Source organism: Methylomonas sp. DH-1 (genome assembly GCF_046097555.1).
Classification (GTDB): domain Bacteria; phylum Pseudomonadota; class Gammaproteobacteria; order Methylococcales; family Methylomonadaceae; genus Methylomonas; species Methylomonas koyamae.
Genome location: NZ_CP143089.1, coordinates 3,367,718 through 3,388,936 on the forward strand (window position 1 = coordinate 3,367,718; position 21,219 = coordinate 3,388,936).

The following is a 21,219-nucleotide window of genomic DNA, read 5'->3' on the forward strand; positions in this document are numbered from 1 at the left end:
TGGGAATAACGGAAATTACATTTGCGATTGCAAATAGTTCTGCAAGCCGATTTTTTCGATCAAATCCAACTGGGTTTCCAGCCAATCGATATGCTCTTCCTCGCTTTCCAGGATATGTTCCAACACTTCGCGAGAAATATAATCGTTGACCGATTCACAATAAGCGATCGCTTCTTTCAACAGCGGCAACGCCAACTGCTCCAGCTTCAGGTCGCACTCCAGCATCTCCCGCGGATTCTCGCCGATCATCAACCGGCCCAGGCTTTGCAGATTGGGCAGGCCCTCCAGAAACAAAACCCGCTCGATCAATTTGTCGGCGTGTTTCATTTCGTCGATCGACTCGTGGTATTCCTTTTCGTTGAGTTTTTGCAAACCCCAGTTTTTGAACATCCGGGCATGCAAAAAGTATTGGTTGATCGCGGTGAGTTCGTTTTCCAATACCTTGTTCAGGTACTCGATAACTTTTTTGTCCCCTTGCATGTCTATTCTCCTGGGTTATGGTGTTTGGTCACTGCCGATCGTTAGCCGCTTGGCGCAAGCGTCCGGCAGATTTATCGGTCAAGATCCTGGCGATATCCTTGTTGCATTTGCCGCAGTCGCCGCCAACGCCGAAACAATGGAATAACTGCTTGCGCGAACACAGCCCTCTGGCAATCGCCGCGTCCAACTGGCTATCGGTCACCGCTTTACAAACGCAGACATACATCGTTACGCCACCCGCCGTCGTTGAACCTGCGTAGGATCGGCGGTAATTTTACGGTAGATTTCTACCCGGTCGCCCTCCTTGACCGGCGCATCCAGCTTGGCTAGTTTACCGAAAACACCGACTTTTTGCGTTTCCAGATCGATCTCCGGAATTTGCTTCAGCACGCCCGACAACTCGATAGCATCGGCGATGGTGCTGCCTTCGGGCACTTCCAGACGTAACCAAATTTGCCGATCGGCCTGCGCGTAACATACCCCGACGTTCATGTTCGATTCCTCCTATTCCGCCACGACCGCGTCCTCGTCCGCTATGTCCGCCGCCGGTTGGATTAGCGGCGCCGGCCTGGCCGCGATTCGGCGGTCCAACAACCGCTTCAGCGCTACCATGAACCCCAGCATGATGAATCCGCCGGGCGGCAATGCCATCAGTAAAAAACCTTTATATTCCGGTATCAATACCGTCTCTAGAAAGCGGAAACCCTCGCCGAGCAAAACCGAGGCATTGGCAAACAGGGTGCCGGCCGAACTGATTTCGCGCATTGCGCCCAACACCACCATCGCCCCGATAAAGCCAACGCCCATCATCAGCCCGTCCCACATCGACGGCATTACCGGCTGTTTGGAGGCGAATGCTTCGGCGCGGCCGAGAATCACGCAGTTGGTTACGATCAACGGGATGAACAAACCCAACACCTTATGCAATTCGTGCATCCAGGCATTCAGAAAAATATCGACCAGCGTTACCAGGGCCGCGATTAATAGCACGAAAATCGGAATCCGAATCTCCGCCGGTATCAAATGCCGGCTGACCGAGACCGCAGCGTTGGACGCCACCATCACCGCCATCGTCGCCAAGCCCATGCCCAAACCGTTGGTGGCGGTGCCGGTCACGGCCAATAGCGGACATAAAGCCAGATTTTGCGTCAGCACCACATTGTTGTCCCACAACCCGTCGCGGGCGATTTTTCGATATTGTTCAGAGAATAGAATCGACAGATTCATGACAGCTACGCTCCCAAATAAAAACTGTTGCCGCTGCGGGTACAATTGGCATCGGGGCTACCCCACATGGCAGACTGGAACCATTGCAAGCTAATCGGCACCCAGCAAAGCCACCCGGTGCGACTTATAAAAGTCCAGACCGCGTTTGATCGCCTGCACCACTTTGCGCGGCGTGATCGTCGCGCCGCTGAATTGGTCGAACACGCCGCCGTCTTTCTTCACGGCCCATTGTTCGACGGTCAGGTTATCCAGCGACTTGCCGTTGAAACCCAGCACCCATTTCGATTTGGTCACTTCGATCTTGTCGCCCAGGCCCGGCGTTTCGACGTGAGAGATGACGCGCACGCCGAGGATTTCGCCAGTGCGGTCGACGCCCATGACTAGGCTAATCGGCCCGGCATAACCGTCCGGCGCGATGAATTTGAAACAGACGGCATTGACGATTCCGGCCTTTTTCGCCAAATACACTTCGATTTGCTCGCTTCCCAAATTGTTGTCCTTGGCATCCAGCATCACGCTATCCTGCAGCAGATCGTTGTCGTGCAGTTCCGCCGGAACCACCTGCGCCAGATTGGCTTGCAGATCTTCGCGCAGCCGCAACTCGATCACGCCGCGGGTGGCCAAGTCGGCCACACCCAACAATATTGCAGCCAACAACGCAAACCCGGCCAGCACACCGGCCTGAAATTTTACTTGCGGCCGCAATTGCTGCAGGTTGTCGGGTTGCAGCCACTGCGCCAACTGCTGGCGAAACCTAGCCCAGCGTAGCAACGCCGACTCGAGTAATTCGCCGGCTTTCGGCTTAGCCTGCGGTTTTACGGGTTCGGAACTCATGGCCGGCCTCAGGGGTTGGAAATGTCTAGCGGCTTGCCGTTACGGTAACGGCCGTAGATGCGCGGACGGATGTAATGGTCGATCAGCGGCGTCACCGCATTCATCAGCAAGATCGCAAAGCCGGTGCCTTCCGGATAGCCGCCCCAAGTGCGGATCACGTAAATCAACAGGCCGCAGCCGGCACCGAAAATAATTTGCCCCAGCGGCGTATTCGGCGACGTGACGTAATCGGTGGCAATAAAGAACGCCACCAGCATCACCGCGCCGGAATTCAAATGCACCCATGGCCCCAGATAGTGCGTGGCGTCCAGCAAGTGAAACAGGCTCGACAGCAAAAAAATGGTCAGCAACAGCGATAACGGAATGTGCCATTTGATGACACCCTGGCGTATCAGCCAGATACCGCCGGCCAGAATTAGCAGCGAAGAGGTCTCGCCCAGACTACCCCGTTCCCAGCCGATAAAGGCCAGGAAGCCGGAATATTCCAAAAGGCTGCCGGGCAGCAGGCGGCCTTGGGAAAATTCGGTTTTGACGTAACCCAAGGTGGTGGCGCCGGTCACTGCATCGGCATTTTGCAAGCCGCCGAAGGTGATGGCCAGACTATCGATCACGCCGGGACCGGTAAATAACGGCGAAACGTTGGCCCAAGTCGTCATCTCGATCGGAAACGAAATCAGCAAAGCCACCCGCGCCAACATGGCCGGATTGAACAGGTTCTGCCCCAAACCGCCGTAGACGTGCTTGCCCAACACAATCGCGATCGCCGCGCCGACCACGCCTATCCACCACGGCGCCCAAGGCGGCAACGTCATCGCCACCAGCAAACCGGTGACGATGGCCGAGCCGTCGCGCACAAACGGCATTGCCGCTACGCCTTTCAATTTCAAACTGAATGCTTCGAAAAACACTGCCGCCGCAACTGTGGTTGCCAACAAGTACAAGGCCGGCCAACCGAATAGGAATAGGCCGCAGGCGATAGCAGGCGCCATGGCCTTGATCACCAGCCACATAATCTGATCCACGCGGCGGCTGGCCGCAGTATGCGGCCCGCTGATCGGTTTGCTGCTCATGCGGTCTCCTCGGCGGCAACGCTCTGCGTAGTTTTATCGATGCCGTCGGCTTTGGCCTGCTGCTGGGCGGCCAGCCGCGCGGCGCGGGCCTCGGCGGCGCGCTGAGCTTCGGCTTCGGCTTCCAGGCGCATGCGTTCCATCCGGTTATTGCGGTCCTCAATCAATCGCTTGGTTTGCTCGGCTTTATGTTCGGCTTGTTGGCGCTTGACCAACTCGCCGGACGCGAATTTGAAGTAATGCACCAACGGGATGTTCGACGGGCAGACATAGGAACAACTGCCGCAACTGATGCAATCCTTCAAGCCCAAATCCACCGCGGCATCGAGTTGGTTGACCTTGATCCGACTGGCCATCTCCAACGGCAACAGTCCGACCGGACAGGCCGTCACGCAGCTCGAACAGCGAATACAGGGCTGCACTTCCGGTTCTTCGATATCGGCGTGAGACAGCGCCAATATGCCGTTGCAGGCTTTTACTACCGGCACTTCCGCGATAGGCAACGCGTCGCCCATCATCGGCCCTCCCATCACCAGCCGCGCCAGTTTGGCTTTGTCCAGCCCGCAGTAGGCCAATACTTCCGACATCAAGGTGCCGATCGGCACTTCGACGTTCTGCGGCTTGGCCAGTGCCGCACCGGACACCGTTACCACCCGGCTGATCAAAGGCTGACCCAAGCAGACGGCGTTATAGACCGCATAAGCAGTGGCGACGTTATGCACCACAACGCCGATGTCGGTGGCCCTGCCGTCGGCCGGAATCTCCTGGCCGGTCAGATAACGCAGCATTTGCCGATCCCAACCCATCGGATAGCGGGTCGGTACCTGCGAAACGACGATATTGGAAAACGCCCGGCTGGCCTCACGCATCGCCGCAAAAGCGTCCGGCTTGTTGTCTTCGATGCCGACCAGGGCTTTCGGCGCATCCATGCCGCGCAACATCAAGCGGATGCCGGCGACGATTTCGGCCGCCCGCTCCTGCATCAAACGGTCGTCGCAGGTCAGGTAGGGCTCGCATTCGCCGGCGTTGATCAGTAAGGTATGTATCTTGTTCTTCCGCCCCAGATTCAGCTTCACCGCCGACGGAAACACCGCACCGCCCAGTCCGACCACACCAGCCGCGCCGACCCGCAGGCAGATTTCTTCCGGATCGAGTTGAAACGGGTCGCCCGCAACATTCAATTCGGCCCATTGCTCCAGACCGTCGCTTTCCAATACCACGGTGCGGATCGGCAGGGCCGACGGGTGCGGCGCCGGAAAGTCCTTGACGTCGACAATAGTACCGGAGGTCGGTGCGTGTACCGGCGCCGAAATCGTGCCCTGGCTATAGGCCAGCAACTGGCCTTTCAACACCTTGTCGCCGACCATAACCAAAGGCTCGGCCGGCTTGCCGACGTGCTGTTGCACCGGGATATACAGTTTCTTCGGCAACGGAAAATCGGTCGCAATCGGCAGTGCCGAGGTCTCGGTTTTGTGTTCTTCGGCGTGAATGCCGCCGCGCAAGCGCGGATTTTCGAACAATGCGAACATGGGCATCTCCGTCAGGCCACCAGCGGCTTAGGCCAGCGCCAATTGCGCAGGGTTACCTCTATCGGATGCATCTGCAAGCATTCGGTGGGGCAGACTTCGACGCATTTTTTGCAACCGATACAAGCATCGGCGACGACGGCATGGATTTGTTTGGGCGCGCCGACGATGGCATCGGTCGGGCAGACTTTGAAGCAGCGGGTGCAGCCGGTGCAGGTTTCCTCGCTGACCCGAGCCACCATCGGCTCCTGGTCTTGGGTCTGGCTCAAATCGACTTCCACACCCAATAATTTGGCTAATTGTTCCACCAACGAGGTGCCGCCCGGCGGGCATAACGTCAGCGGCGCGCTACCGGAGACGACGGCTTCGGCAGCCGGGCGGCAGCCGGGAAAACCGCATTGGCCGCATTGCGATCCGGGCATCAGCGCCTCCACCTTTTCGATCAGCGGATCGGCCTCGACTTTCAAATACTTCCCGGCAATCCCCAGCGCCAGCCCCAGTAATAACCCCAGCGCAGTCAACACAACGATGGCGGACAATACGTACATAATGCGCCTCTTATTTAGTATAAAGACCCGCAAATCCCATGAATGCCAGCGACAGAATGCCGGCAGTGATAAAAGCGATGGGCGTCCCCGAAAAAAGCGCCGGTACCGCCATGAGCGCTAAGCGTTCACGCAGACCGGCGAAGAGCACCATCACCAGGGTAAAACCCATTGCCGAACCAAAGCCGAACAGCAGGCTTTGTACGAAATCGTATTTCTCCTGGATGTTGAGCAAGGCCACACCCAGCACCGCACAATTGGTCGTAATCAGCGGCAAGAAAATCCCCAGCACCTGGTACATGACCGGGCTGGTCTTATGAATCACCATTTCGGTAAATTGCACCACGGCGGCGATCACCAAAATAAATCCCAGCACCCGCAAAAAGCCGATATCGAACGGTATCAGCAAGCGGTGTTCCAACACCCAACTGGCGGCGGAGGCCAGCGTCAACACGAAAGTGGTTGCCAAACCCATACCCAGTGCCGTGTCGAGCTTATTGGACACCCCCATGAACGGGCACAATCCGAGAAACTTGACCAGTACGACGTTGTTGACCAACGCCGTACCCAATATCAGAAGTAAGTATTCGCTCATCGCTTGGAACCTGGTGTTTTGTTTACTCTGCAGCATCATTTGTGCCAACGCTGCAAACGCCCGCCAGCTCACCGTTTTAGTGCAAAAACGCCAAAAACGGCTCCGAAAAACTCTGTGCCAAAAAACACAGAGGCGAAACAACCGGGTTTAAAATTGTCGCAAACCGCACAAATCGTCTGGATTTAGTCGGCGGTGCCGGGCAATTTCTTATTTGGCGCTCAAATTGCATACATTTTGTGTATTCATAAAACAGCCGAGACCCCTGCGCATGAGCAAATCGACTCCAGACTTTCTGCAAAGCCAGATCGGTAGCGAAACCGCCGAGCTGCTGACGGCCGGAAACGGTCCGGCGCCGGCGGCCGCTAACAAGCCGAGTAAAACGCTGCCGTTTTCGTTGTTCGTCAAAGCCGTCGAGCAGGCGCCGGTGGCGATTTCGATTACCGACAAGAAAGCCAATATTCTTTATATCAATGACGCGTTTACCGAAGTAACCGGCTATAACGCAGCGGAAATTCTCGGCAAGAACGAATCGCAGCTATCCGACAAGTCCACGCCCCGACAAATCTATTACGACTTGTGGCATACCATTTCCCGCAAACAGGTCTGGCACGGCCAGTTGGTCAACCGGCAAAAGCTGGGCCAGCGTTATTTGGCCGATTTGACGATTGCGCCAATGTTGGACGAAAGAGGCGCGATCAGCCATTACATCGGCATGCACCGCGACGTCACTCAGGCACACTATGCCGAGCAACAAGTCAATAACCAGAAGCAGTTGATCGAATCGGTGCTGAACGCGTCGCCGGTGGCGATGGCGGTACTGGATAGCGACAAACGGGTGGTGCTGGACAACCAGATGTACAAGATGCTGATCAGCGAACTGGACAAGGACGAACCGGCGCTGTTTTTTTTGGAGGCTTTGGAACAGGAAATGGGCGATTTGTGGGGCAGCAACGTCAACCGCCAACACGGTTTCGCCAACCGGGAAATCCGCATCGAAGGCAGCGGCCTGCGCGGCGCCCGCTGGTTCTCCTGCTCCGGCAACTGGTTTATCGAAAACGACGTCTGCGCCGACAGTTTTTTCGCCCGCCAGTCCAAAGATTACTTACTGTTGACGATCAACGACATCACGACGCTCAGGCGGCAGCAGGAAAAACTGCAGGTACAGTCGCTCAGAACCATACTGGCCGAAGAAGAACATATCCGCAGTATTCGCGAGACCTTATTGGGAGCGATGCACCAAATCCGCCAACCATTGAATCAGATCAATGCGGCGATCCAAATCATGGGCCAACGCAACGACGCCAGCAACCGCCCGCTACGCGATTTGCTCGGACAAGTGCAAAAGATGGGCGAAGAAACCCTGGAAACGCTGCAGCGCTGCGTGCCGGAAATTCCGGAAGCGGCCGTAGTGCCGGTCAATCTGAACCAACTGTTGCACGAAGTCATGCTGCTGCACAGCAATAAATTCCTGGCCAACGGCGTCGTGGTCGATTGGCTGCCGAATCCAGTATTGCCCAGCATATTGGGCTCGGAGAACAAACTGCGGATGCTGTTCAAACAACTGATCGATAACGCAGTCGATGCGATGAACCGCGCCGGCAGCCGCGAGCGGCTGATCAAAATCACGACCGCGGCCGACCGCGACTGGGTCAACGTCAGTATCGCCGACAGCGGGCCGGGGATTCCGGCTCACCAGCGCAGCAAGGTGTTCGAACCGTTCTTCACCACCTCGCAGAATCTGAAGGGTGCGCAGGCCGGCATGGGCTTGGTGATGGTCAAGGAAATCGTCAACCAGCACAGCGGCATGATCGAGATCGATCCGGATTACCAACACGGCTGCAGTTTCAAACTCAGTTTTCCCTGTCAAAAAAATTCGGCCATGGTGAACATCCATGAGTGAACGATTATTACTGGTCGAGTCGGAGCTGGACACGCTCTATATGGTCAGCCAGTTGCTGAACAGCACCCACGAGTTACGCAGCAAACTGAAAGGCATTCTGGAGATTTTGCATAAACGCAGCGGCCTGCGCTTCGGCATGATCACCCTGCGCGACATCGAAGACGACAGCATGGGCATCTGCGAGATTTACGGCGAAGGTATCGACCGCTCGGTACGTTACCAGCCCGGCGAAGGCCTGGTCGGAGCTATTCTCGACGAAGGCAGCACGATTGTGGTCGAACGTATCGCCGACGAGCCTCGTTTCTTAAGCCGCCTGGGCGTTTACGACCCCGACCTGCCGTTCATCGGCTCGCCGCTGGCAGTGGAACAAGGCGAAGTAGTCGGCATTCTGGCGGCGCAACCCTGCGACGCCAGCTTTCTGGGCGAACGCGCCCGCTTCATGGAAATGGTCGCCAACCTGATCGCGCACAGCGTCAACATGCTGCGGGTCATGGAGCGCAAGCAAAACGAACTGGTAAACGAACGCGATTATTTGAAGCAAACCCTGGTCAAAAACTATCGCTTCGAAAACATCATCGGCCACTCCGAACCGATGCTGAAAGTGTTCGACATCATTCGCCAGGTAGCGAAATGGCACACCACGGTGTTGATCCGCGGCGAATCAGGTACCGGTAAGGAAGTCGTCGCCAGCTCGATCCATTTCAATTCGGCCTGCGCCAACGGCCCGTTTTTGAAACTGAACTGCGCGGCGCTGCCGGATACCTTGCTGGAATCGGAATTGTTCGGCCACGAAAAAGGCGCGTTTAGCGGCGCGATCGGCCAGCGCAAGGGCCGGTTCGAATTGGCCGACGGCGGTACGCTGTTTCTGGACGAAATCGGCGAAATCTCGGCATCGTTCCAAGCCAAGTTGCTGCGGGTGCTGCAGGAAGGCGAATTCGAACGGGTCGGCGGCGTGCGCACGCTGAAAGTCAACGTCCGCATCATCGCCGCGACCAACCGCAATCTGGAGCAGGAAGTGGCCGACGGCAATTTCCGCGAGGATTTGTATTACCGGCTCAACGTCATGCCGATCAATATGCCGCCGTTGCGGGAACGCATCGAAGATATTCCGGAACTGTCGGCGTTTTTATTGAACCGGATTTCCAAACAACAGGGCGGCCGGCCGCTGGAAATCAAGGAAAGCGCGATCCGTATCCTGATGAAGCACGACTGGCCCGGCAACGTGCGCGAACTGGAAAACCGGCTGGAACGCGCCGCGATCATGAGCGCCGACGGCATCATCGACCGCGACGTGATCGCCAGCACCGGCCTGGAAAACGAAATCGGCATCAGCCGTACGCCGCAATCGATCAAGCATATCGACCTGCACGACGAGAGCATGGACGAACGGGAACGGGTCATCGCCGCGCTGGAACAAAGCGGCTGGGTGCAAGCCAAGGCCGCCCGCCTGTTGGACATGACGCCGCGGCAAATCGCTTACCGGATCCAGACGTTGAACATTAACGTTAAACAAATCTGAACCAATGCGAATGCAATTGGTAGGTCAGACGGATAATGAAATATTCTAGAGGGTGTAACAATTTTTGTGTAAACGGCTATTAGGCAGGAAACTGCTATTCCTTAAATGGAGAAAAAATGACCGTATCAAAACCCATTCTCTCGAACTGCTCGACAGCCTACTCGCGGGCTACCAAACGCCTGAAGACCTGATTGGCGAAAACTGTCTGCTGAAGCAACTGACCAGAGCGTTGGTCGAGCGGGCGTTGGTAGCTGAAATGACCGAGCATCTCGGCCACGGCAAGCATTAGCCTATCGTCAAGCCAGCGGTAATGCCCACAATGGCAAGAGCCGTAAGACACTGAGAGGCGATTTTGGTGAAGTGCCGATTGAAATCCCCCGTGATCGTCACGGCCAATTCGAACTGCAAATCATCGCGAAGCATCACTTACGGCTTTTGGGTAGACGCGTTGGACAGATTTCGACGACAAGATCATTTCGCTTTATGCCCGAGACCTGACGGTGCGCGAAATCCAGAGCCATCAGGAAGAGATGTATGGCTCTGAATTGTCGTCAACGCTGATTTCATCGGTGACCGACGCTGTGATAGATGAAGTCAACGCCAGGCAATCGCGACCACTGGAATCGATTTATCGCATCGTCCACCAGGTGCGTAACAGCCTGAATTATGACGGCTGGAAAATACGCAAACAGGTGGCTGACGATCTCAAGCGCATCTATCAACCGGCGACGGCTGAGGAAGCCCATCAATAGCTAAGTGAGTTTGAGCTGCATGGAATGACGCTTACCCCTCTATCGCCCAGATTTGGCAACGTAACTGGGATCGGATGATTCCCTTCTTCGATTACCCGCCGGAGATACGCCGGATTATCTTCACGACCAACGCCATTGAACCGGTCAAATGAGCCTGAGAAAAATCACCAAAAATCGCGACTGGTTCCCCAGCGATGAGGCATTGTCAAAATTGTTCTATCTGGCACTGATGAATATCAGTGAAAAATGGACCATGCCGCTGCATGACTGGAAAGCTACTTTAAATCGGTTTAGCATTCAGTTTGAAGAACGGATGCCAAGCCTTTTACCAACCCGTTTACACAAAATTCAGGACAGGCTCTAATAGTGGATTTTTAGAGACTCCCTTAGTTATAAAGTCATGCCAATCAAGGTGCTTGAATCGGCGTAAGGCCTGGGTAGTATTATATTTCTAGACTTCTCCAAAACTAAAGTTTGGCTCAGGGCGTTACACTAGCTTATCTTTCCGAAGAATAAATATTCACATTTTATATCAAACAACATTCATGAACTGGCCCAAAAACCCATTTACGTTAACCCATGCCGGCCATAACACGATAGCTTCCATGGAAGGTATTCGCGGCTTCGCGGTATTTTTAGTTTTTTTAGTTCATTACACCACTCTTGCAAAACCCTGGATTAACCAGGATAGTTTGACTTTTACGGCTTCGAAATATCTGTTTTGCATAGGGCATACCGGTGTCGATTTATTCTTTGTGTTGAGTGGATTTCTAATATATGGCATGCTGATAAAAAAAAGAAAGCCCTTTTTAACGTATGCCAAACGCCGAATACAACGGATCTACCCGACATTTACCGTAGTATTTATTATTTACCTGTTATTGTCTGCAGTTTTTCCTAATGAATCGAAAATACCGCACGGCTTGCTGCCTGGCGCGATTTATATTGCCCAAAACTATTTATTAATTCCCGGCCTATTCGACATTCAGCCGATAATTACCGTTGCCTGGTCGCTAAGTTACGAATTTTTCTATTATTTCATAACCCCACTGATTATCTTTTGCCTAAACCTAAGATCCTGGCCAAGCAAACTCAGGATTACCTTATTTTTACTGCTGAGCGTTTTGTTTTTCTTTTATTTCAGCCGCTATTCCGGCCATGTTAGATTGCTAATGTTCGTTTCCGGCATATTGCTCTACGAAACGGTCAGCTACCATCCCCCGAAAAAAAACTTCTGCTTCGGCATTCCGGCACTTTTTCTGGCAATAGGCTGGGTTGCGATGGTCGAGTATTTAAATATCAACGACTACTGGCGATATCCGATAATTTTTGTATTTTTTTATATTTTTTGCCTGGACTGCTTTTCTCAGCCCAATTTTAGCGCCAGAATGTTTTCATTAAACCCCATACGCTGGCTAGGAAACATGAGTTATTCCTATTACCTGCTTCACGGACTGGCATTAAAATTCATATTCCTAATTATCAAATATGCTTACCCCCCGCTCAGCCAACATACTTGGCTGTTTTGGACATTTCTTCCGCTAAGCTTTTGCCTCACTTTAATTCCGACAACATTGTTATTTGTTTTCGTTGAGAAACCCTACTCGCTGAATACCAAGTAATACTAAATCTAATCAAACTTTTGACCGACGGCGCCAAAGGCGATACAAACCGAGCTTCCCCGAAATAGCTCCAGTCCCCTCTATTTCGTATTTGATAATTCAACAAGTAACGGAAGATATAGGGAGGATAATATCCATATACGATTAAAGTTTATCCTTAACGGTTTGGTAAACCTGTGCGGCTGCGTTTTCAGCCAACTCCAGCAAGCCGTCGAGCTCGGCCAATTGGGCTTCGGCAAAAGTTCGGTCTTTCAAGCCGGCCGCATTGATCTGGACGTTCAACGCCGCACTCTTCAGGCCGGCGTAGGCGGCCATCACCGCTACGCCCGCATCGCTGATCACGCCGAGATTGCCTTTTTCGGCGGCAATGCGGCTTAGCTCGATGGCCTGCGCACAAGCTTTGGCACAAGCCAACGGCACCAATGTCGCTTCTTTCAGCACAGTTTGGATTTGCTCGCCACGGTAAAGCTTTTCCTGCTCGTTAGTTTTCGGTAGTCCGTAACAAGCCATCAGTTTGTCGAATACGTCGACATCGGCTTTGACCATCCCGAGCAGCGTTTGCCGCAACACTTCGGCTTCGCCGAGCAGATCGCGCAATTCCGCCTCCACTTCGGCATATTTGGGTTTGCCTATCGTCAGATTGCAAACCATACTCACCAAGGCTGCGGCTTGCGCCCCCATCACCGCCGCCGCACTACCGCCGCCCGGCGTGGCTTGCTTGCTTGCCAGTTCGTCGAGGAAAATTTCGAGTGATTTATCTTTAATTTCTTTCATGTCCTGTTTGTACGTTGTAGGCCGGAACGAACCGATAGGCCTTTCCGGCGGAAGCAGATTGGCGGAAACGCTAAGACTTATCGGACCAGGCGATAGCCTTATTTCATCGCTAATTTTCCCGGCGCCAGATGGTGCTGCCGCCGGCCACGTCTTCCAGCAAAACGCCTTGCGTTTTTAGCTGGTCACGAATCGCATCGGCTTGCGCCCAATCTTTTTGGGCCTTGGCGGCTTTGCGCATTTCTATCAGCCGTTCGACTTCCGCTGCGTCCAAACCGCCCTGCCCGGCTCCGCCTTTCAGAAATTGTTCCGGATCGTCTTGCAACAAGCCTAAAATTGCCGCCAACTTTTTCAAGGTCACCGCCAACACCGCTTTATCTTCGGCTTTATTCAATTCCCGCGCCAAGTCGAACAACACCGCCAAAGCCACTGGCGTGTTGAAATCGTCGTCCATCGCCTGCTCGAAGCGGTGCTTGAACTGGGCATCCATCGGGGCATCGGCGATATCCACTCCTCTAAGCGCGGTATACAGCCGAGTCAAGGCAATGCCGGCTTCGTCCAAATGTTCGTCGGAATAATTCAACGGACTGCGGTAATGGCTGGACAAAATGAAAAAACGGACCACTTCCGGACGATACTGTTTCAACACTTCGCGCACCGTGAAAAAATTGCCCAACGATTTGGACATTTTCTCCTCGTTGATCCTGACGAAACCGTTGTGCATCCAGTAGTTGACAAAGGTTTCCCCGGTGGCGCCCTCGGATTGGGCGATTTCGTTTTCATGATGAGGAAATTGCAGATCCATGCCGCCGCCGTGAATGTCGAAATGGCTGCCCAGGCAGCAGGTCGACATCGCCGAGCATTCGATATGCCAGCCGGGGCGACCGGCGCCCCAGGGCGAATCCCATGCCGGTTCGCCGGGCTTAGCCGTTTTCCACAGCACGAAATCGAGCGGATCGCGTTTGGCATTGTCGATATCGACACGCTCGCCGGCATTCAGGTCTTCGATGTGTTTCCCGGATAACTTGCCATATCCGGCAAACTTAGCGACGGCATAAAACACGTCGCCGTTCGCGCCGACGTAAGCGTAATCCTTTGCGATCAGCGCTTCGATCATGCCGATGATGTCAGAAATCGACTGCGTCGCCCTGGGCTCGCGGTCGGGCGGCAATACCGCCAGCGCCCGTTCGTCTTCGTGCATCGCATCGATGAAGCGCGCGGTGAGTTCGGTAAACTCCTCGCCGTTCTGGTTGGCACGCTGAATAATTTTGTCGTCGATATCGGTGATATTGCGGACGTAGGTCAATTGGTAACCGGAATGCCGCAGGTAACGCGCCACGGTATCGAACACAACCATGACCCTGGCGTGGCCGATATGGCAATAATCGTAAACGGTCATTCCGCAAACGTACATGCCGACTTTGCCAGGCTGTTTCGGCACGAATTCTTGTTTACTACGGGTTAGAGTATTGTAGATTTTTAACATGTACGGAGGCGTAAAGGCGGCAAAACACCGGGCAATCTACCAAGATTCGAACTTCTCTTTCAAGATAAAAACACATAGAATTCAAGGCTTGCAGCTAATTTTGGGAGCGGTCATGCGCGCAACTCTGGTTTACTTGATGCTGTTTTCAATCTCAACTCTTTCATTTGCAACAGAAAATAAAATGTCCAACACACATACCAAAGTCAAATTAACCACTTCTCTCGGCACTATTGCCATCCAGTTGGAGGACGAAAAAGCCCCGGCATCGGCCGCTAACTTTGTTGCCTACGTTAAACAAGGTTTCTACGACGGCACGATTTTCCATCGGGTGATTCCAGGTTTCATGGCCCAAGGCGGCGGTTTCGACACTTCGTTTAACCAGAAAACGACCAATTCTCCGATCAAAAACGAGGCCGACAACGGCCTGAAAAACAAACGCGGCACGCTGGCAATGGCGCGCACCAGCGATCCGCATTCCGCCACCGCGCAATTTTTCATCAATTACAAAGACAACTCCTTCCTGGACCACACCAGCCCGACACCGAGCGGTTGGGGCTATGCCGTGTTCGGCAAAGTCGTCGAAGGTATGGACGTGGTCGACGCGATGGCTAAACAGGCAACCGGCAATCGCGGCATGCACCAAGACGTACCTAAGACCGATATCGTGATCGAGAAAGCCGAAATTGTCGAATAAGGAACTCGCCGCTCCACCTCCGTCGGTGCGGCATTCTTCGTGAAAGATATACTGTTCATATCCGACCTGCATCTGACGCTGGAAAAACCTGAAATTCTCCGGCGCTTTTTTCATTTTCTGCGGCAGCGGGCCAGCAAAGCGCAAGCCTTATATATATTGGGCGACTTATTCGACGCCTGGATAGGCGACGACGATAACACCCGGCCCGCCCGAGACATCAAACGCGAGCTAAAACAGCTTACCGCTTCCGGCGTCAAAGTCTTTATCCAGCAAGGCAACCGGGATTTTCTATTAGGCAATGCCTTTTGCACCGACACCGGTGTTTCGCTGCTGGGGGATTTCGCCGTGATCGAGCTGGACGGCCAACGGGTGTTATTGACCCACGGCGATTTATTGTGCAGTGACGACATAGCTTATCAGGCATTCCGAATCAAATCGCGTAGCCGAGAATGGCAGGACGCAGTATTGCGCAAACCGGTTTGGCTAAGGCTTATAGCCGCCCGCTGGTACCGTTTGCGCAGTTACTTTCACAAACGTGAGAAATCCTACGACATCATGGATGTCAACCAGGACACCGTCATCGCCGCCATGCGCGAATATGACTGCCGGATACTGGTTCACGGCCATACGCATCGGCCGGGCTTCCACGAATTTATGTTGGACGGTTTGCCGGCTAAACGTTACGTGCTGGCGGATTGGCGCCCCGAATCGGCGGGGTTGTTGTGCTGGAAAAACGGCAGTTTTATTGAAGAAAACATCGAAGCAAAAAATCCGGCAGCTCGTCGTTAATCGTTGCATGGAAAGCGATTCCCGCATTTAGCGTCGAACCACCGGAAACGGATTACTATCTCCGCTTGCATCGACCGGTAAATTGGCGACAAGTTCAACCGCCAGCCGCGAACGAACAGTTTAACCCTCTGGCAGCAAGGCCTTGACCGCAAGCTAAAACGAATACAGTCCAAGCGCAATGCCAATCCCAGTAAGTTGCGCTACACTCTAGTGAAAACATGTCCCGCGGGGCTAAGTATCCATTGACCATGAAAAACTGCATACCGTATTTCCCGATCGCTTTGCTGGCATTCTTACTAATTCCCAACGGCGGCTACGCAAGCGAATTTAACCTACCGGAAATATTGGGTCGGATAAAACCCGGTATTGTGGCGATCGGCACCTATATGCCCAGCCGTAATCCGCGTGGCGTGTTTCTCGGGACCGGTTTTGCAGTGGGCGATGGCAAAAAAGTAATCACGAATGCCCATGTCACCGCCAAAAAACTGGACGACGGTCATTTGGAACGCTACGCGGTGTTTTACCGGGAAGATCAAAAAGAACAAATGCAAATCGCCGAGCTTCGCGCGACCGACGAGGACCACGATCTGGCGTTGCTTAGCATAGAGGGCCGCTCGCTGCCGGCATTGGAAATCGGCGATTCGCAGCGTGTCCGCGAGGGCGAACAATATGCCTTCACCGGCTATCCGATTGGCATGGTCTTGGGCCTTTACCCGGTGACGCACCGCAGTATTATCGCCGCAATATCCCCGAATGCCATCCCGGCCATTGCCAGCAACCAATTGAATGTCAATATGTTAAAGCGCTTGCAAACCCCCTTCGACGTGTTTCAATTGGACGCGACTGCCTATCCGGGCAATAGCGGAAGCCCACTATATGACATAAAGTCGGGTAAGGTCGTCGGCATCATTAACAAAGTGTTCGTCCAGGGCAGCAAAGAAAACGCGATTTCCAACCCCAGCGGCATTACTTACGCAATTCCTTCCGAACACATCAAGACACTGTTGAACCAAAACGCGGCCCAATAACCTTTCCCTGAAAGCGCGAAAGCTCGAACCATGATCAGAATATTTCGGCATTACATATCGACTGCATACCTATGGCTGCTGTTCGCTGAAGCTTTGGTGTTCTACTCGGCGATGTACATCGGCGCTACGGTCCGTTTTCTCTATACTGCTGCTTGGTATTCGCAAACGGAATTAGCGTCTTCCGCATCAGTATTTTCACTGATCATGGTAACCAGTTGTTCCGCATTAGGTCTTTATCGCAAAACATTGGATAAAGAGGAATACAACATACTGCAACGGATCAGCGTCAGCTTTGCCGTCGCCGTTTTTATCCTGGCTTTTACTTACTACATTATCCCGGAACTGATGCTGGCCCGCAGCGTATTGATTTCGGCGATCTTATTTTCGTTTGCCGGCTTGCTGCTCACCCGCTATCTGTTCTACCGCTTTGTAAACCTGGAAAACCTAAAACGCAGAGTGCTGGTCATCGGCTGCGGGGAACGGGCCGGCGAGTTAAGCGTCGTGAATTCCAGTTACGTTTACAAAGGCTTCGAAATCGTCGGTTACATAACGCTGGAGGACGAGCCGGTTGCCGTGCCGCATGCCATCGCGCTAAACGACAAAATCAGACTAAGCGACATCGTTGAAGCGGCGAATGTCGACGAAATCGTCATCGCAGTCGACGACAGGCGCAAAAAGCTGCCCGTAGAAGAACTGTTGGACATCAAAATGTCGGGGGTGCAAATAATGGACTTGCAAACTTTCTACGAACGGGAACAACGCTTGGTGTTTCTTGCCGCCCTTAGCCCAAGTTGGCTGATGTTTTCCGACGGTTTTGTCAATAACGGTATGCGCCCCATCGTCAAACGCAGTTTCGATATTATCGCTAGCCTGTTGTTGCTCGCCGTGAGCTGGTGGCTAATGCTGCTGACCGCACTGGCCATCTATATCGAAAGCGGTTTCGGCGCCCCCGTGTTTTACCGGCAAAAGCGCGTCGGGTACCGCGATGTGCCATTCGACGTCATCAAATTCCGCAGCATGCGTGTGGATGCCGAGAAAAACGGCGCGCAATGGGCCAGCCAAAGCGACGACCGCGTCACCAAAGTCGGCAAGTTCATCAGAAAGTACCGGATCGACGAACTACCGCAACTGTTGAATGTGCTGAAAGGCGATATGAGCTTCGTCGGCCCACGCCCGGAAAGGCCAGAATTTGTAAAAGGTTTCGAAGAAACCATCCCATATTATAAGGAACGGCACCGGGTAAAACCCGGAATCACCGGCTGGGCCCAGCTTTGTTACCCTTATGGCGCCAGCGAATTCGACACTCGGCAAAAGCTGCAATATGATCTGTACTACGTGAAGAACTACAGTCTTTTTCTGGATTTGACGATAATGCTGAGTACGGTTGAGGTGATTTTGTGGGGAAAGGGAGCCAGATAGCGCTGAAGACATCGGTCAGTAACTGTTCCCCTCTCGCACCTCTAAATGGCCATTTTTCCATCGATCAAGTCGATAATTTTATCGACATGCAAATGACATTCGTCGGCCAGATTCTGCGAAACATTTGTCAGGGCTTGCTCGACGACTCTTCTAATGGTTAGAGGATTTGCTTGGCCTGAGCGGATTAAGTGCCCCCTACCGCTTTGCCGCAGAGTTGCCATCATCAAGTATTGATCAAGATTGCTCGGAAGGCCAAGCACAGGTTTGTTACATGCCAAACTCTGATACACCATCGGGCTGCCGCCGTTACAAACTACTAAATCACACCTACTCACAGCGTGTTCCGCTGGCAAAAAATCGGCAATAAACACGTTCGGATAGCGGACTTCTATATTACCTTTTTGCGCCGTCGCGCAAATTACGGTCAACGGCATTGTAGATAACGTTTCAAGTATCATCGGCAGTAATGCCGCGTTGCCAGAGCTACCTAAAGTCACAAAAACGATCGGTTTATCATCCGGCACATTCCGCCACCAGCCAGGCAAATCAACATCCGCCGACCACAAAACCGGACCGATAAACAAATGACTTGTTGGCAAATCCTGCATCGAAAACAAAGATTCAATATCCGCATATAGCGTGAAATCGGCATGGGTATAGACTTCTCGCATGTCGTATGCTACCGGAGGCAAGCCGAATTTTTTACGTGCTCGATTAAAAGCTAAGGAATGCAATGCAAACACAGCCGGACGGACAAAATCGAACATTTTCTGTGCGACAGCTTCGCCGAAAATTTTTGTTATCGGTAATTCAGGAATCGGATAAGAAGTCTTAATGTAAGGACTCCAATAAGCATTGGTTACCGTCGCATAAGGTATTTCAGCAAGCCTGCAGCTAATCGCTAGTGACAATCGGAAATCGCCGATGACGAAATCGGGACTAAGTCCACTGAAGATTTTAAGCTCTTCCTGTACGTATTTTTCAAGAGTGTTGGCACTATATAGCGGCGAACCCTTATTTAGTTTGTTCAGAAACTCGTCGGTTGAAACGGATTCAATCCTTACGCACCGATATTTTGCATGCCTAGAAACTGCTTGAAAACGTTCGTCTACCGCCAAAATCACTTCATATTTGCCTGATGCGGACAGCTCATCTGCAATGGTGATGCAACGGGCCACATGTGCCAAAGTCACAGCTTCGGCAAAAATCAATACACGTTTGGCACCAGATTTCATTGATAAACCATTGATCCGTTCCAGAAAAACTCAAAGCATAAAAAAGCGGTGCCTCCCAGAGGAGGGCACCGCTTCAATACTAAATCAGCTAAGCTAAAACTTAAACAGCCAATTTAGCTTTTTTGCCGCGAGAGTAACCAGCAGCCAGTAAACCGATACCCATCAAACCCAACACAGAAGGTTCTGGAACAGTAGTTACTTGATCCAAGGTCAAATCCAAAGAGGTTTTTTGACCCAATTGGTCAATATCGACCACCAATGCACCCAGTTTAGTCAAATCACCACCAGCACCGTTTTGCTGAATTACTACAGTACCACCCAGATAGCTGCCTGACGCCAACAAAAAAGCGCTAAAAGGGATAGTGGTTGTAGTGGGTACCAAGTGCTCGTTAGCCGCGATGGTGACTTCTGTGTAATTAGCCGCGTCAGTGTAAGCTGTAATTTTGAAGTTAAAACCGTTATCCGAAAACACAACACCGATAGCAAATGCATTTTGGGTGCCACCAAAAGTCAAGTCGAACGCACCTAAACCGGTGAAATCGATTGCGTTGGTACCTTCCGCACCGTCCCATTGGATTTGAGCACGACCAGACGCTCCGGTATCGGTACTAAAATCAAACTGACCTCCAGCGATGTTTACCCGTGCTTCTCTACCAGAAGCATCTCCAGCAGGACTGCTATCACTAAGTTTACTTACATAAACATCCCTATTGCCACCCAGAATAGTAGGATCCCCGATTCCAGCTGTCCCTCCCACACCGTTGTTAACTATAGGACCAACATCTCCTGCTGATGTAGTACCGTCTCTGTATATTCCTTGAGAAGTACTAAACAAATCAACAGGCGCAGCGTTGGCTCCAAAGCTAAGAGCCAGCAAAGAGGCTCCGCCGATAACTTTCATTTTGCTAAACATGACATTGCTCCAAATTTAAGGTTAAACAGGTATCACTCGGTGATGCCATAACAAAGCAATATGAGTGCCAAATTTATTTATTTATATTTTTCAAAAAGTTAAAATAATAAACACTCACGAGCGCGAACAACTGTAAAATTTCGCGACACCCGACTACAACGATTTGATTTTTTTTACCGGAATACCTCCCCAGAGTTCGTTTGCAGGAATGCTAGTATCCGGCGGCACCACGGAACCAGCCGCAACGACAGCTCCCTCTCCCACGCTTACTCCAGACATTAACACTGCATGCACACCAATTGTCGCTCTGGCACCAATAACCACTGGCTTTAGCACGATGGTTCCACTGTTTATAGTATGCGCCGAGATGACTGAATCGTGACCGATAATAGCTTCATCGCCAATCTGGATCAGTTGCGGGTCAACCAAATGTCCACCCAAGGCGATATCACGCCCTATGCTTGCGCCGAATAACTTGGCAATAAGCGGCTTTGCGAACACCGTTGTAAACGGCAATAAAGCCCCTTTGCCAAACTCGTAAATCACAGTAAATAATTTCCAGTAAGTGAACAAGCGATCATCCATAGAATACTCTCCCGGTGGAAACGGTTTGAACACCATCATTAACCTGAGAATCGCTGCCGACCACAACCCATACAGCAAGAGAAACAATAGCGAATCGATCACGATGTGATAATCGCCAAAAGCAGGTGCGGTAAGAATCCTGCTAAAAACTGACATTGGAAACAAACTCAGGCTGAAAATCAAAATTGTAAAAAACCCTGACAAGATAAAATCAACGGGACGGGTCTTCATA

At 52.5% G+C, this 21,219-nt stretch carries 21 protein-coding genes and 1 pseudogene; 8 read left to right on the forward strand and 14 right to left on the reverse strand.

Translation table 11 applies throughout. The features are described 5' to 3' along the window. Positions 1-15: 15 nt before the first annotated feature. The 9 genes from bfr to rsxA all read right to left on the reverse strand — a co-directional run bounded on the left by bfr (position 16) and on the right by rsxA (position 6,274). Positions 16-480, reverse strand: a complete 465-nt coding sequence (gene bfr / locus VXJ35_RS15275) for a bacterioferritin (RefSeq protein WP_064022225.1) — start codon at positions 478-480, stop codon at positions 16-18. A 28-nt stretch (positions 481-508) separates the two neighbouring features. Then, on the reverse strand, positions 509-706 hold the full coding sequence (locus VXJ35_RS15280; RefSeq protein ID WP_054758485.1) for a bacterioferritin-associated ferredoxin: 198 nt from the start codon (positions 704-706) through the stop codon (positions 509-511). 2 nt (positions 707-708) lie between these two features. Continuing rightward, positions 709-972: an RnfH family protein gene (locus VXJ35_RS15285; RefSeq protein ID WP_064022226.1), complete on the reverse strand. Its 264-nt coding sequence runs from the start codon at positions 970-972 to the stop codon at positions 709-711. A 12-nt stretch (positions 973-984) separates the two neighbouring features. After that, on the reverse strand, positions 985-1,707 hold the full coding sequence (locus VXJ35_RS15290) for an electron transport complex subunit E (protein WP_064022227.1): 723 nt from the start codon (positions 1,705-1,707) through the stop codon (positions 985-987). Positions 1,708-1,797: 90 nt separating this feature from the next. Next, entirely contained in the window at positions 1,798-2,541 is a 744-nt protein-coding gene (rsxG, locus tag VXJ35_RS15295) for an electron transport complex subunit RsxG (protein ID WP_064022228.1), read from the reverse strand. A gap of 8 nt (positions 2,542-2,549) precedes the next feature. Next, positions 2,550-3,611, reverse strand: coding sequence for an RnfABCDGE type electron transport complex subunit D (locus VXJ35_RS15300; protein WP_064022229.1), 1,062 nt, complete (start codon positions 3,609-3,611; stop codon positions 2,550-2,552). After that, complete coding sequence (gene rsxC / locus VXJ35_RS15305; RefSeq protein ID WP_064022230.1) at positions 3,608-5,137, reverse strand: electron transport complex subunit RsxC; 1,530 nt, start codon at positions 5,135-5,137, stop codon at positions 3,608-3,610. Before rsxC ends, VXJ35_RS15300 begins: the two co-directional genes overlap by 4 nt. An 11-nt stretch (positions 5,138-5,148) precedes the next feature. After that, positions 5,149-5,682, reverse strand: a complete 534-nt coding sequence (rsxB, locus tag VXJ35_RS15310; protein WP_064022231.1) for an electron transport complex subunit RsxB — start codon at positions 5,680-5,682, stop codon at positions 5,149-5,151. Between the two features lie 10 nt (positions 5,683-5,692). Further along, positions 5,693-6,274 carry an electron transport complex subunit RsxA gene (gene rsxA / locus VXJ35_RS15315; RefSeq protein WP_064023544.1) on the reverse strand — a complete coding sequence of 194 codons (582 nt, stop codon included), beginning with the start codon at positions 6,272-6,274 and terminating at the stop codon, positions 5,693-5,695. A 268-nt stretch (positions 6,275-6,542) separates the two neighbouring features. On the opposite strand from rsxA, the gene nifL reads away from it, so the two are divergent. The 4 genes and pseudogenes from nifL (at position 6,543) to VXJ35_RS15335 (ending at position 12,067) form a co-directional block, all read left to right on the forward strand. Beyond that, positions 6,543-8,174, forward strand: a complete 1,632-nt coding sequence (gene nifL, locus VXJ35_RS15320) for a nitrogen fixation negative regulator NifL (RefSeq protein WP_082880945.1) — start codon at positions 6,543-6,545, stop codon at positions 8,172-8,174. After that, the gene (nifA, locus tag VXJ35_RS15325) at positions 8,167-9,693 is read left to right on the forward strand and encodes a nif-specific transcriptional activator NifA (RefSeq protein WP_064022232.1); all 1,527 of its coding nucleotides are present in this window, start codon (positions 8,167-8,169) and stop codon (positions 9,691-9,693) included. The genes nifL and nifA overlap by 8 nt, the downstream gene beginning before the upstream one ends. 124 nt (positions 9,694-9,817) lie before the next feature. Then, a pseudogene (locus VXJ35_RS15330) lies at positions 9,818-10,809 on the forward strand (transposase). 181 nt (positions 10,810-10,990) lie between these two features. Next, positions 10,991-12,067 carry an acyltransferase gene (locus tag VXJ35_RS15335; RefSeq protein ID WP_064022233.1) on the forward strand — a complete coding sequence of 359 codons (1,077 nt, stop codon included), beginning with the start codon at positions 10,991-10,993 and terminating at the stop codon, positions 12,065-12,067. Between the two features lie 144 nt (positions 12,068-12,211). On the opposite strand, the gene fchA is transcribed toward VXJ35_RS15335, so the two are convergent. Then, on the reverse strand, positions 12,212-12,841 hold the full coding sequence (gene fchA, locus VXJ35_RS15340; protein ID WP_064022234.1) for a methenyltetrahydrofolate cyclohydrolase: 630 nt from the start codon (positions 12,839-12,841) through the stop codon (positions 12,212-12,214). A gap of 109 nt (positions 12,842-12,950) precedes the next feature. Beyond that, positions 12,951-14,324, reverse strand: coding sequence for a cysteine--tRNA ligase (gene cysS / locus VXJ35_RS15345; RefSeq protein ID WP_064022235.1), 1,374 nt, complete (start codon positions 14,322-14,324; stop codon positions 12,951-12,953). 181 nt (positions 14,325-14,505) lie between these two features. Between cysS and VXJ35_RS15350 the strand changes: the two genes are divergently transcribed. The 4 genes from VXJ35_RS15350 (at position 14,506) to VXJ35_RS15365 (ending at position 18,254) form a co-directional block, all read left to right on the forward strand. Continuing rightward, complete coding sequence (locus VXJ35_RS15350) at positions 14,506-15,018, forward strand: peptidylprolyl isomerase (protein WP_408953916.1); 513 nt, start codon at positions 14,506-14,508, stop codon at positions 15,016-15,018. A gap of 39 nt (positions 15,019-15,057) precedes the next feature. Further along, a complete protein-coding gene (locus VXJ35_RS15355; RefSeq protein WP_064022237.1) occupies positions 15,058-15,807 on the forward strand; it encodes a UDP-2,3-diacylglucosamine diphosphatase in 750 nt (249 codons plus the stop codon). 248 nt (positions 15,808-16,055) lie between these two features. Beyond that, the gene (locus tag VXJ35_RS15360) at positions 16,056-16,835 is read left to right on the forward strand and encodes a S1C family serine protease (RefSeq protein ID WP_064022238.1); all 780 of its coding nucleotides are present in this window, start codon (positions 16,056-16,058) and stop codon (positions 16,833-16,835) included. A gap of 30 nt (positions 16,836-16,865) precedes the next feature. Continuing rightward, a complete protein-coding gene (locus tag VXJ35_RS15365) occupies positions 16,866-18,254 on the forward strand; it encodes a TIGR03013 family XrtA/PEP-CTERM system glycosyltransferase (RefSeq protein ID WP_064022239.1) in 1,389 nt (462 codons plus the stop codon). Positions 18,255-18,295: 41 nt separating this feature from the next. Here the strand turns inward: VXJ35_RS15365 and VXJ35_RS15370 are convergent, their stop codons facing one another. The 3 genes from VXJ35_RS15370 to VXJ35_RS15380 form a co-directional block, all read right to left on the reverse strand. Beyond that, entirely contained in the window at positions 18,296-19,489 is a 1,194-nt protein-coding gene (locus tag VXJ35_RS15370) for a glycosyltransferase (RefSeq protein WP_064022240.1), read from the reverse strand. A gap of 100 nt (positions 19,490-19,589) precedes the next feature. Then, positions 19,590-20,402: a PEP-CTERM sorting domain-containing protein gene (locus VXJ35_RS15375; protein ID WP_064022241.1), complete on the reverse strand. Its 813-nt coding sequence runs from the start codon at positions 20,400-20,402 to the stop codon at positions 19,590-19,592. Positions 20,403-20,555: 153 nt separating this feature from the next. Beyond that, positions 20,556-21,218: a DapH/DapD/GlmU-related protein gene (locus tag VXJ35_RS15380; RefSeq protein WP_064022242.1), complete on the reverse strand. Its 663-nt coding sequence runs from the start codon at positions 21,216-21,218 to the stop codon at positions 20,556-20,558. Position 21,219: the final 1 nt, after the last annotated feature.